The organism is Propioniciclava sp., from assembly GCF_036744435.1.
In the GTDB taxonomy this organism is placed as follows: domain Bacteria; phylum Actinomycetota; class Actinomycetes; order Propionibacteriales; family Propionibacteriaceae; genus Propioniciclava.
Map to the genome: position 1 here is coordinate 15,618 of NZ_DAIOIA010000030.1, position 12,160 is coordinate 27,777.

The following is a 12,160-nucleotide window of genomic DNA, read 5'->3' on the forward strand; positions in this document are numbered from 1 at the left end:
GTCGGTTACGCAACCCGCGTTGGCTGCCAGCACCGGGGGATCCCGTTGCGCATCATGGCACCCCATCCGGAGCCTGTGCAAGGGTCAGGAACGACTTCTCACCAGGGCGTCGAGAGTCGCTCATCACCTAGCTAGGCTTCCAAGCCAAGGATCGTCACGGCCCCGCTGGGCATGCACCCTCATGCCGCGATGAATGATGACCACGTCGTCGCCGCGCTCGACGTACTCGAATCCGTCAGGTCTAGGCATGAGTACGAGACTGCGAACGCACGCCGAACCGCCGCGACCGGATATCCGCTCATGCCGCAGGGTGCGCGAGGGTGGCCTGTCGGCTCCGGTTCCCGAAGCGCACGAGCGACCTTGCCGGGGTTGGCGCGCGCTGTGACGTTCGGCTCGCCGAAGTCTTGCCGCAGCTGCGCGTGCGGCCGACACCAACCCTCACTTCATGTGAGTCTGGGCATCGCTGACTTGAGGAGGTAGTCATGGGAGCTCACGTGGCACTTGAGGCGACCGTCGTCGCCCTGAGAGGAGGCGGCGAGAAGGTCGTCATTCGTGATGCTGATGGCATGGTTCTCGAACTGGTCATTCTTGGACCGGAGGACGGGCCACGAGGCCGCGACTTCAAGAATGTCAGGCTGTTGTTCAAAGCGCCCTTTTCGCGGCCCAAACTGGTCGGCTTGTGGGGTGGGAGGGATGAGACGGTCGTCGTCCTGGAGCCTCATTCGTCGGACGAGTGGCACTCTGACGCTTCGGCACTTACTACGTGACTCAGGCGAGGCATCCCTTGCCTCCCCAAGGCACGGATCTGCCGCGACTCTAGCGGAGCCGATGGGGCCGCGCGGTGCGGCAACGAGAGCGGATCGCTGGAGTGTCGGTTTTGCCGCGCGATGCGGTGGCGGAGCCATGGGGATCCGGGTTCAGAGCTTCAAAGGCGGATTCGGCGTCACGTGCGCCTCCGGCAGGTTCTGCGCGGCGTGGGGCAAGATTGGCAAATGAGCCCGCTTCCGTCACACTTTCGCACCTTCGGTGTCACAACCGTCACTGTCGTCCGCAATCCCGGCACTGAAGACGAGGAGCGCTTCGAAACCGAAGCACACGTTCAGGCCAAGACCGGGTTCTTTGCGGTAGAGACACCGATCTACGAGGGCGACGTTGTAGAGTTCGCCGATCCTCGTGGCGGCCTAACAAGGAAGGTTGCCGCCAGCGTAGATGTGAACAATCCCACGGGGCCCTCATTCCGCGGCATGGAGCACATCCACGTGACCTGGGGGACGGCGCCGCCGGCCCGGGTCGCGCCCGTGAGGCGGTTATCAGTCGAGAACCTTCATCCTGATGTCATCCGCGCGTCGAGCGAACTGTTTGCTGATGGGCACTACGAAGCCGCAGTGAGCGAGGCGTTCAAATCGCTGGAAGTCCGAGTGCGGACGATGACGGATTCCGCGCAGTCAGGAGTCAAGCTCATGGGCGAAGCGTTCGGCGGTTCGCAACCGCGGGTCTCTGTCGCAACGGCGACTGGTCAAAGCGCGAAGGACGAGCAAGAAGGGTTCGCTGCTCTCTTTCGGGGCTCGATGTTGGGGGTGCGGAATCCAAAGGCGCACGACCTCTTCCGGCCACAGGACCCTCAGCAGGCGCTCGAGTACCTCGGGTTTGCTAGCTTGCTGCATCGTCAACTCGATAGCGCCACCTTGCTGTAGGCCGCGAAACCTCGGATCCTTTGGGCGATCCTTGAAGAGATCCGCCGCCAACGATCGAACCGGGGCTCGGCCGGTCATTTTCACCCAGGAGGAAGGCCCTGTCGCGCTGCTTCGAGCGTGCTGATGGCTCGGCCTGGCTGTCACCAGACGTGACGCCGAGCGCACGGTTCTGCCCGTGTGCTGCAGAGGTGGGGCGCGTGGCCCGACTTTGAGTGACTAATCCGACCCTCCGCTGGCTAGAGCAGTTCGCGAAACACATCCTGGTAGGGGCAACCCCGGTTACCCCTGTTCCCCGGGTTTCCTGGCGAGCCGGGGTTCCCTGGATTGCCCGGGTTTCCGATGTTGCCGAGGTTCCCCAAGTGCATGTTCACCACTTGATCGTCGTGAAGTTCGCCTACGTATCGTCCGTCTAGGCGGTGGACGTGGCTGCCGTTCAGTTGCCCGATCGCCGAGCCGTTGAGGGCGTGGACGTAGCGACCGGAGATGAAGCCGGCCGCCGAGCCAGATGTCGCGTAGATGTAGTGGGTCATGCGAGGAGCGTACCTATCTGCTCAGACAGAACTGGAAGCGCCGATTATCTCGCCGGGTCGGGTGGGTGGCCGGGCAGCGATCAGTCGGGCGGACGGTCGCACTCCGCCTCAAGCCGGTAGCACCCTCGCGGATCAAGAACCTCGGTCGGGATCGCGCGGGTGTCGGCCCCGAAGGTTGTCTTTGTGCACCAGACCGGTCGGCTGACCGGAGGGAGCGGCCACAGTCGCCGAGCGTAAGAAGCGCGACCGTATCGGCACCAGGTGGCGCCTCAGGCCCGCACGCTGGACCGCCACAAGCTGTCCCGTCGGGACTTCCAGAACATCCGGAACTGCCGCGGACCGCGCGGTCGCGCGTGGCGACCTACTCGCAGTTTGGCGGGCGCTCGGTACTCGCAGAATCGCTGGCGTGAGCGGGAGATGATTCGCACATACGGCCCGCCCGGACATGGTGTCCGGGCGGGGCGAAATTGCGAAACCTCACACGATTCTGCGAAACGATGAGAAATCTGGGCCGTTCTGGGCGGATTCTGCGAAACCTCTGGGTGGCAGCGACCTCTCTGGCCAAGGCCCGGCACCAGATCTGCCGATGGGCGTGTGCTCATCAACTGCCCAGAGTCGGTCGTCGACCTCGGAGGGCGTGACCTCACCCACATGCCGACGGGCGTGTGGTTACTCAACTGCCCAGTAGCGGGAGTCGACGTCGAGGCCGCTGGCGACCCGGCTGATGTGCTGATCACTGTGAAAGAGGGGGTTAGTCCATGGCCCATGCCCGCCTCCTTGGACTGAACGTCACTCCAACGAGTTCACCCTGAGAACCCGGGGAATGCCGACTGAAGGAGGTGAAGTAGCCCATCGTAGGCTCCGTTCACTCCTATTCCAGCCACCAGTCCGACCGCGCCCTCCTTCACCTTTAGAAGAAATCCACGCGTTGCCGGGCCCGCAGCCTGCGCATCTTGGTCGAGCGCAGCCTTCAGAGCTTCAACTCCCTCCGGTTCCAAGATGTGGGCGGCGGCTTCAAGAAGTGCTGGGACATCACCGGGGTTCACCTGCAGCGCCTGTGCGCCTTCTCCTACTGCAACGTTCGCACGCTCGCCAAAGACGTTGATTACGCCGATGTTCACCACGCGCGCCAACTCGGTGTCGGTGTCAATAGTGGGGCCACCAAGGCTTCCCACGTTCGGAGAGACGTCCTCGAAAGAAAGGGCAAGATCCAAACCAGTAGTTCGAATCCGGTCTAGCACGCCCAAAAGATGGGTCCGCGGAAAACGCGCTGCAGCGTGATCGAGCTGCATCATCTGGAACCCAGGAGCCTGGTTCAGCTCGGCCAGCTCGCGGTACCGCAGGACCCAGAATATTGGAAAGGGAAGTTCTGGATCTTGATCTCCAGCTGCCAGTGCAACGCAGGAGGCGACAGGCTCACGTATCGCCACGGAATCCATTGTGGAGCGCAGTTCGTCCGGCAACTCAAGGACCGAAAAGGTCCGCGTGACGTTGCTCTGAAATGGACCGGCGAACCTCAGGGCCACTGGCACGTTCGTTGCGGAGCGATACGACGGCAAGGGATCGCCCGCTTGGTAGCCGTTCAACTCGTGCCCTATCCAGTCGGCCAAAGCGTCCGCGCCTATGCGGCGAGCCACTACTAGCAGGCGCCTGAGGGCATCAGGGAGAGCGACATTGGGGTCGGAGAGGGCATCTACGGCATTCTCCAAGGCATTGGGCACGCTCGCAACCCTACCGGCGCCAGAGCGTCAGCTGCCGACAGATCCTCCGGGAGGGCTCGTATCCAAACGCTGGCGGCTTGCTCCGACCGCTCAGGCCGCGATTGAGCCGTGAGTGAGCAGGTACCTCGAGAAGGTGACGTCGAGACGCATCCCGTCGCGCATGCTCTTGGTGCGTGGCCCGCGACGCTCAACCACAGACAGTCGGCTGGTCGACATGGCGCACGAAGGAATTGTTGTGGCAGGTCGCGTGCGGCGCGTAATCGGCACTTGGGCCTCGACGCGGTCGCTGATGAGGAGTTCGAGTCGTTGGTGCCCGCCCGGGTCATCGAGCCCAAAGGGCCGACACCCTGCGGGTGCTGTCGGTGGGCGTCCCTGCACTCGCATGAGAACACGCTGTACAAGTGCATGGCCCGCTGCGTAGCCCGTGATCACCGCAGCCAAGTCGCGACCGCCTGCCCTGAGGCCGGCACGCCAACGGACAATCGGGCGAGTGTCCGTTGGTGGCGGCGCTCTCGCGCCCCAATACTTGTGCCGTGAGTCCGACATCCGAAACCCGCAAACTGATGTACGTCTTCGACGAGCTACCGATCCGCAGCGGACTCGAACTCGTCTCCGCGATGCGCCAACGCTGGGTGGACGCGACGGACCTGCTGGACGCCTGGCCCGACCCACCGCTCAAGGAATGGCTTCGGACCAGACCCGACGGCGACATCTTGATCCTCGCGCTTGACATGGAAAAGTCTGGCGGCGCACGGCTGATCCGGCTCCAGGCCGAGTTCGACCCCGACGGCCCGCTTGAGTTCCAAGGTGCCCGGATTGATGGGGAGTCGCTTGAACGAGCCATCCGTGACGCGGACCCGTTCAATCCAGAGTCAGCGGCTGACCTGACGAGGTTCGTCCAGATCGAGCTTCTGCGCCCGCAACTCAACGCGCACATCGAAACCCCGAGACCATCGCTCTCGACTCAGCTGGGCCACCGCCTCCACCCCATGGCCATGGACGTGGTCAGGCAGATCGATTCGCTCCAGAAGAGCCGGCTTCAGTCCACCCGCGATCGACTTCAGTCCATGGAACAGGAGCTCGTGGAACTCCAGGCTAGTCCGGCCGTCAAGGCGTATCGATGGTTGTCGGATATCCGAAGGGACCGCATTCTTCGGTCGCTGGCGGCCGTCACTGAGGGCCCAGCTGCGGCGAAGCTCCTCCGTGCCGACCAGCGACTCAGTGAGTGGTCGGGGCAGACTGACTCCTTCCTGAGGTCGTCCGTGTTCTCCTTGCACCTTGACTTCTGGCTGTCCAGACCCCTGTCTGGACAGGGCGGTGTCGACGCCGACGACCTGCGTCGGTCTGTCAGGATGGCGTCGGCGCCTGCAGAGCGTGCGCGCATCATGCTCGCCTACCTCTTCGCGTCGGCACTGTCCTCAGAGACACCGACCGAGGAGTCAACCAAGGCGATCGAGTCGGCCGCCTCCCTTCTTGGGACCATCAACGCGATCGAGAAGATGGCCCCGGCGTCAGGATGGTGCGAACTCTGGTTGCGCACTCGGGACGCTGAGGTGCGCGAGAAGCAGGAGCACTTGCGGCAGTCGGTGAAGGAACTGGCCACCCAAACATACAAGTCGTCGCCCACCGACCTTGGCCGACTCATCCCTGCGCTTCCGGTCATGGAACTGCTTGGCATGGATATGACGAGGGGCCTGGCCGAACTCCAAGCGAGGCAGAAGCGTGAAGCCGAACAGCGCGCCCAGCGTGAGCGTGAACAACGTGAAGCGCAAGAGCGCGCGGAGCGCGAACGAAAGGCCGCCGAGAAGCGTGCAGATGATGAGCGGCGGGAGCGGGAGCGGTTGGAGCTTGAGACGCGAAAGCTCCGGACCGCAGATCTGCAGCAGCGGGCATTCTCGCTACCAAGCAAGACAGAGGGCGCCAAGGAGCGCATCACGGCGCTCCAAGCACAGCTGAGCGAGCTGCGAAGGCAAACGGGATCGATGCAGGAGAAGATCAAGAGCCTTGAAGCGCTGCTCGTCCAGGCTGCGGGTATGACTCTGGAGCAGCTTGAAGCTCACAATATGAAGCTTCCTAGGTGGCAGGGCTACTCCCCGGAGCCGCAGGATACGAACGACCGAAGGCAGCTCGTAGAACAGGTCGGCCGCGTTGTGCTGGACGCACGTCAAGACGCGAACAAGATTCAACACGAGCTCGGGAAAGTCTCACTCACTGACCTCGACGCCCTGTCCCCCGCCCGACTGGAGAAGGTACGAGATGCTGCACGAAGCCTCACTACGGCCGAAGGGCGGAAGGCCCACAGGCAGCTGGAAATGGCCGACAGAGAGATTCAGGAGGTAGAGCGGGCGATCACGAGTATCACCCACCACCAGCGGTCGCTCGCCAATCTCAGCGAACAGATCGTTTCCGTGAACTACCGCGTGGAGGCTGCGAGCGATAAGCCCAGAGAATTTGTCGCAAAGCAACGACGATTGGACATCTGGAGCTTAGCGGTCGCTGTGCCGATCGGGGCCTTCGTGGGTGGCATAGCGGGCACGTTCGGCGGGATGATACTTGCGCTGATGATCCTCTGGGCGACCGGCACCAACGGGAACAGCCCCGAATGGAACCTAGTCTGGTTCGGCGTCGTCTGGCCCACGGTGATCGTCTGCGCGATTTTCGGCGCTTGGCGCCCCATCCGCGACTTCCAGAAGAACACCCCTAAAGTGGCTCGCGGATGACAGGGTGACCACTATCCCTTTCTGAAGACCCAGTCGGGCGCTTGATCTGTCTGGTCCTCCGCGGACAATCGGGCGCGCGTGGGGCATCGACTGTCGGGCCCGATGAGAGCCCTGGCCGCGACTAAACTCCGGGCAATGGCCGTTGAGGGCGGGGACCTCTCGGTGATTGGACGGCTGCTGGAGGAGATCTCGTGGGAGGCCAGCCGGGTCACGCAGTACCGCGAAGGAGGGCGTGACCTAGAAGACGCGCTCACCGCCCAGGCGCTTGGATGCCCCGCTCTCGTTGGCCTTGATGGCGACATATACGAGGCAACGAACGCTCGCACTTGCCGCGGACCGCGCGGTCGCGCGTGGCGACCTACTCGCAGTTTGGCGGGCGCTCGGTACTCGCAGAATCGCTGGCGTGAGCGGGAGATGATTCGCACATACGGCCCGCCCGGACAGCGCGGCCTCCCGAGCCGGAAGATCCTGATCCGGCACGTGCTGCGTAACGCGTCGGCTCCCGCGCTCACCGTGCTCGGCATGCAGTTCGTGGGGCTGCTGGGCGGGGCCGTCATCGTCGAGCAGATCTTCGGCCTGCCGGGGATCGGCTCCATGGCCGTGAAGTACACCACGCGCGGCGACATCCCCATCATCATGGGCCTCGTCATGGTCACCGTGATCGGGGTCATCATCATCAACCTGCTGGTCGACATCGTCATCGGCTGGCTGAACCCGAAGGCGAGGGTAGCGTGACCCAGCTCACCCCGGCAGACGTGGCCCCCGGGCCCGACGTCGCCGCGCAGGCGGCCCCGCGCTCCGGCGTCCGCGCCCTGCTGCGCAACCCGCTCGGAATCATCTCGATCCTGCTGCTCGCCCTCGTGCTGCTCTCGGCGATCTTCGCGCCGCTGATCGCGCCGCAGAGCCCCGAACTCGCCGAACTGCGCCGCGCCTTCGAGGGGCCCCAGCCCGGTCACCCCTTCGGGTTCGACTCGGCCGGACGTGACGTGCTCTCACGCATCGTCTACGGCGGCCGCTACACCCTCGGCGGGGCCGCACTGGCCCTGGGCGTCGCCCTGGTGGCTCGGCGTCCCCACCGGCCTGCTCGCGGGCTACTACGGGAAGTGGTTCGACGCCCTGGCGACGTGGGTGGTCAACCTCATCATGTCGTTGCCCGCCATGGTCGTCCTGCTCGCGGCCCGCGCCATCCTCGGGCCCACGGTGTGGGTGCTGATGGTGATCATGGGCATCCTCGTCGCTCCCAGCTTCTTCCGACTCACCCGGGGGATCGTGGCCAACGTCCGCGGCGAGCTCTACGTGGACGCCGCGCGCGTGTCGGGGCTGCCCGACTGGCGCATCATCGGCCGTCATGTGCTGATCGTGGTGCGGGCGCCCATCATCATCCAGGTCGCGCTCGTCGCCGGCGTCGCGATCGGTCTGCAGGCCGGGCTGGAGTTCCTGGGGATCTCCTCGGGTTCGATGCCCACCTGGGGCGCCATGCTGAACGAGGCCTTCCAGAACATCCAGCGGGCCCCCGTGCTGCTGCTGTGGCCCGGCCTGGCGCTCGGCATCACCAGCGCCTGCCTGGTCCTGCTGGCCGCAGCCCTGCGCGACGTGCTCGAGGACCGCGGCGCCGAACCCGTCGGGGCGAGCGCCGCGAAGGCGGTCGTCGAACCGGTCAACGTGGCCCCCGATGCCCCGGGACGCGCGAGCCTGCTCTCCGTCCGGGGCCTCACGGTCGCCTACACGCTGCCTGGCGGCGGCGACAAGGAGATCGTCCACGGGATCGACCTCGACATCGCCCCCGGCGAGGTGCTGGGCCTGGTCGGCGAGTCCGGATCGGGCAAGACGCAGACGGCGTTCGCGATCCTCGGCATCCTGCCCGAAGGGGGACGCATCGCCGCCGGGTCGGTGACGATCAACGGCCAGGAGGTGCGCGGGATGTCCGACGCCGCCCGCCGTGGCCTGCGCGGGAACGTGGTCGCCTACGTGCCGCAGGAGCCGATGAGCAACCTCGACCCGTCGTTCACCATCGGCAGCCAGCTCATCGAACCCATCCGCTACAAGCTCGGCCTGTCCCGCAAGGACGCCCGGGCCAAGGCGCTCGACCTGCTGCGGCTCGTCGAGATCGCCGATCCGGAGCGGACGATGGAGCTGCATCCGCACGAGATCTCCGGCGGCATGGCGCAGCGCGTCCTGATCGCCGGGGCGATGTCGTGCGACCCGTCCTTGCTGATCGCCGACGAGCCGACCACGGCCCTCGACGTCACCGTGCAGGCGGAAGTCCTGGAACTGCTCCGCAAACTCCAGCGCGAGCGCGGGCTGGGCGTGCTGCTGGTCACGCACAACCTGGGTGTCGTGGCCGACCTGTGCGACACGGTCGCGGTCATGCAGCACGGCCTCATCGTCGAGCGCGGCACGGTCGGCGACGTGTTCGACCACCCGCAGGATCCCTACACGCTGAAGCTGATGGGTGCCGTGTTGGACGGCTCCGAGACGCGTGAGGCATGGCACGCCCCGCAGGAGGTGGCGAAGTGAGCGCATCGGATCGGTCCATCCTCGCCGTGCAGGATCTGCACGTGAGCTTCCCGGGACGCGGCTGGCGAGCCCAGCCCAAGGAGGTGCTCCAGGGCATCGACCTCGACGTCCGCCCTGGGGAGACCCTCGGTCTGGTCGGCGAGTCCGGCTCGGGCAAGACCACCATCGGACGCGCCATCCTGGGCCTGGTGCCGGTGGCGTGCGGCTCGATCCGGTTCGAGGGCGAGGAGATCGTGAACGCCGGATCGCGGCGGCGCCGTGAGCTGGCCCGCGACATCCAGGTCATCTTCCAGGACCCGTACACATCGCTGAACCCGTCGCTGACCATCGGCGACACCCTCAGCGAGCCGCTGCTGGCCCAGGGGCTGGCGCGTGCGGAGGCGCGTTCCCACGTCACCGAGCTGCTGACCAGCGTGAACCTGCCGGCCGACGCCGCCGATCGGCTGCCGCGGGAGTTCTCGGGCGGGCAGCGGCAGCGGGTCGCCATCGCGCGCGCGCTCGCGATCAAGCCGCGGCTGATCGTGTGCGACGAGCCGGTCTCGGCGCTCGACCTGACGACGCAGCGCACCGTGCTGGACCTGCTGCTCAGGATCCAGCGGGAGACCGGGGTCGCGCTGCTGTTCATCTCCCACGACTTGGCAGTCGTGCGCGCGATGAGCCACCGGGTCGCCGTCATCCACGGCGGGCGGATCGTCGAGTTCGGGCCGGCCGACCTCGTCACCTCGAACCCGACCGACCCGTACACGCAGCGTCTCCTCCTTGCGGCCCCGGTTCCGAACCCCGCCAAGCAAGCCGAGCGCCGGGCCGAGTTGGCGAAGGTGCGGGCGGCCGAGCGTGCCGCAGGGGTCGGCACCGGATCCGTGGGGGCCAGGCGATGACCCCCCGGGTGGACGCGGGCCGGCTGCTCCTGGTCGAGGGGCTGTTCGACACGATGGGTGAGGCCCGGGCCGCGGGCCTGGCTGACCTGCTGGCTCGTGCGGGCCAGGTGACCCTGCTCGACGCGGTGCGCCACGACCGCTCTACGGTGGCCGCTGCGGCCGCCGGAGACGGCGTCCGGCTGGTCCTGGACCTCCTCCCCGCCGCGGCCTGGGAGGCCGCCGTCGAGGCGTCCGCGCTGGAACCGGTACCCGCCCCGGAGGGTATCGATCCGCGTCCCGGCGCTGCGGGATCGCCGTGCGACGAGCGGTACCTGATCGTCCCCTGCGAGGCGGGGCTGCGGATCGCCGCGGTCGACCCAGAGGGGATGCAGCGCGCCCTGGTGTCGGTGGCACGCGAGATCGTGGCCTCGGGTCAGGTGTCGCCTCGTGCACGCGCGGACGGTCCCGCGCTGTCGTGGCGCGGGCTCTCCCTCGACGCAGTCCGGCACGCGTTCAGCGCCGACGACATCGCGCGCGTGATCGACCTGATCGCCTGGCACGACCTGTCCGTCCTGCACCTCCACCTCACCGACGTGCAGGACTGGCGCCTGGAGATGGAGTGCGAGCCCCGGCTGACCCTCGCCGACGCCTCCGCCCTGAGCGTCGCCGACTATGACGCTCTGGTGGCGCACGCGGCCGCCCGCGGCGTCACCCTGGTGCCTGAGATCGACCTGCCCGGGCACGTCGCCGCGGCGCTGGCGCGGGTCCCCGAGCTGGCGGGCGCCGATCCTGCCCCGCACCCGATGCTCGCCTACCTGGATCCGCGCGTCCCCGCGGTGCGCGCCTTCATCGCCGACGTCGTGGCCGAGCTGGCGCGTCGCTCGCCGGGAGGCTATGTGCACATCGGCGGCGACGAGGCCTTCGGCATGCCCGAGGGGCTGTACGCCGAGGCCGTGGCGCTGGCGGTCGCGGCGGTGCGTCGAGCGGAGAAGACCCCGGTCGCCTGGCAGGAGGGGGCGCGCTCGGAGGCCTTCGTCCCGGGCGACGTGCTGCAGGCCTGGATCAGCCCGGGGGACGCCTTCGACGCCGAGGCGGCGCGCCAGGAGCACCCGCCGGAGGCGCAGCCGCTCATCGAGCTGGTGGCGGCCTGCTTCGCGCAGGCCCCCTTCGACGTCCCGCGTGCGGCCCAGGCGGGCGTCGGGATCCTCGCGTCCCCGCAGTCGACGGTCTACCTGGATCGGCGCTACGCCGAGGCCAGCGTCGACCCGGAGCAGAACGAACGGGCCGCCCGCCTGGGGTTCCCCTCCTACGAGCCGGAAGGCGTCCTCGCCGCCGCTGGCTGGGTGCCGACGGCCACGCCGGAGGTCGTCGACGCGGGCGCCACGGTCGTTGCCGCGGAGGCGGCCCTGTGGTGCGAGACGGTCACGAGCCTCGACGATGCCGGGTTCCTGCTGCTGCCCCGCCTCGCGGTGCTGGCTGAACGGATGTGGGCCGACGGCCGCACCGTCCCCGGTGACCTCGGCGCGCGGCTGCGCGGGCAGGCACCCGCGTGGGAGGCCCTCGGATTCACCGACCACTACCGCTCCACCGCGCTGTGGGGCCACGACGAGTCGGCGCGATGACGGTCTTTCCAGCCGGGTTCCTGGTGGGCGCCGCCACGGCGGCCCATCAGATCGAGGGCAACAATGTCGCCAGCGACCTCTGGCGCCTGGAGGTCGCCGAGGACTCCCCGCTGGGTGAGCCGTCGGGGGACGCCTGCGACTCCTACCAGCGCTGGCGCGAGGACATGGAGCTTGCGGCCGCCGCCGGGCTGACCGCCTATCGGTTCTCCGTGGAGTGGGCCCGCATCGAACCGGCCGACGGTGCGTTCTCCCCGGCCCAGGTGCTGCACTACCTCGCGATGGTGCGGTACGCCCGCGAGCTCGGCCTGGAGCCGGTGCTGACGCTGCATCACTTCACCAGCCCGGCCTGGTTCTCGGCGGAGGGCGGCTGGTTGCGCGTGGACGCCGTGGCGAGGTTCCTCGCCTACGTGGAGGCGATCGAGCCGGTCCTCGCCGAGGCCGGACGCTACGTCGTCACCATCAACGAGCCGAACATGGTGGCCGTCATGGCGGCCGTCCG

At 67.2% G+C, this 12,160-nt stretch carries 10 protein-coding genes and 1 pseudogene; 9 read left to right on the plus strand and 2 right to left on the minus strand.

The window, feature by feature from the left end:
• Positions 1-482: 482 nt before the first annotated feature.
• Together V7E09_RS05820 and V7E09_RS05825 are read left to right on the plus strand one after the other, a co-directional pair.
• Complete coding sequence (locus tag V7E09_RS05820; RefSeq protein ID WP_324509666.1) at positions 483-767, plus strand: hypothetical protein; 285 nt, start codon at positions 483-485, stop codon at positions 765-767.
• 225 nt (positions 768-992) lie between these two features.
• The gene (locus tag V7E09_RS05825; protein ID WP_324509665.1) at positions 993-1,694 is read left to right on the plus strand and encodes a TIGR02391 family protein; all 702 of its coding nucleotides are present in this window, start codon (positions 993-995) and stop codon (positions 1,692-1,694) included.
• Positions 1,695-1,930: 236 nt separating this feature from the next.
• Here V7E09_RS05825 and V7E09_RS05830 read toward each other — a convergent pair whose 3' ends face one another.
• Entirely contained in the window at positions 1,931-2,224 is a 294-nt protein-coding gene (locus tag V7E09_RS05830) for a 4-fold beta flower protein (RefSeq protein WP_324509664.1), read from the minus strand.
• An 803-nt stretch (positions 2,225-3,027) separates the two neighbouring features.
• On the minus strand, positions 3,028-3,945 hold the full coding sequence (locus V7E09_RS05835; protein ID WP_324509663.1) for an AbiTii domain-containing protein: 918 nt from the start codon (positions 3,943-3,945) through the stop codon (positions 3,028-3,030).
• 533 nt (positions 3,946-4,478) lie between these two features.
• Here V7E09_RS05835 and V7E09_RS05840 point away from each other — a divergent pair.
• The 7 genes and pseudogenes from V7E09_RS05840 to V7E09_RS05865 form a co-directional block, all read left to right on the plus strand.
• Positions 4,479-6,665 carry a hypothetical protein gene (locus tag V7E09_RS05840; protein ID WP_324509662.1) on the plus strand — a complete coding sequence of 729 codons (2,187 nt, stop codon included), beginning with the start codon at positions 4,479-4,481 and terminating at the stop codon, positions 6,663-6,665.
• Between the two features lie 414 nt (positions 6,666-7,079).
• Complete coding sequence (locus tag V7E09_RS05845) at positions 7,080-7,400, plus strand: ABC transporter permease (RefSeq protein WP_324523142.1); 321 nt, start codon at positions 7,080-7,082, stop codon at positions 7,398-7,400.
• A 20-nt stretch (positions 7,401-7,420) separates the two neighbouring features.
• Positions 7,421-7,564 (plus strand): annotated as a pseudogene (locus V7E09_RS15685) (ABC transporter permease); the annotation flags it as partial.
• Between the two features lie 82 nt (positions 7,565-7,646).
• A complete protein-coding gene (locus V7E09_RS05850) occupies positions 7,647-9,182 on the plus strand; it encodes a dipeptide/oligopeptide/nickel ABC transporter permease/ATP-binding protein (protein WP_324512171.1) in 1,536 nt (511 codons plus the stop codon).
• The gene (locus V7E09_RS05855; protein ID WP_324512172.1) at positions 9,179-10,060 is read left to right on the plus strand and encodes an ABC transporter ATP-binding protein; all 882 of its coding nucleotides are present in this window, start codon (positions 9,179-9,181) and stop codon (positions 10,058-10,060) included. The genes V7E09_RS05850 and V7E09_RS05855 overlap by 4 nt, the downstream gene beginning before the upstream one ends.
• Entirely contained in the window at positions 10,057-11,661 is a 1,605-nt protein-coding gene (locus V7E09_RS05860; RefSeq protein WP_324523143.1) for a family 20 glycosylhydrolase, read from the plus strand. Before V7E09_RS05855 ends, V7E09_RS05860 begins: the two co-directional genes overlap by 4 nt.
• A partial coding sequence (locus tag V7E09_RS05865) for a family 1 glycosylhydrolase (RefSeq protein WP_324523144.1) occupies positions 11,658-12,160 on the plus strand: 503 nt, incomplete at its 3' end. The genes V7E09_RS05860 and V7E09_RS05865, both read left to right, overlap by 4 nt.

Bases quoted from the DNA above. Each gene is read 5' to 3' on its own strand.
- V7E09_RS05820 (WP_324509666.1), top strand. From the start codon at position 483: ATGGGAGCTCACGTGGCACTTGAGGCGACCGTCGTCGCCCTGAGAGGA.
- V7E09_RS05825 (WP_324509665.1), top strand. From the start codon at position 993: ATGAGCCCGCTTCCGTCACACTTTCGCACCTTCGGTGTCACAACCGTC.
- V7E09_RS05830 (WP_324509664.1), bottom strand. From the start codon at position 2,224: ATGACCCACTACATCTACGCGACATCTGGCTCGGCGGCCGGCTTCATC.
- V7E09_RS05845 (WP_324523142.1), top strand. From the start codon at position 7,080: ATGATTCGCACATACGGCCCGCCCGGACAGCGCGGCCTCCCGAGCCGG.
- V7E09_RS05860 (WP_324523143.1), top strand. From the start codon at position 10,057: ATGACCCCCCGGGTGGACGCGGGCCGGCTGCTCCTGGTCGAGGGGCTG.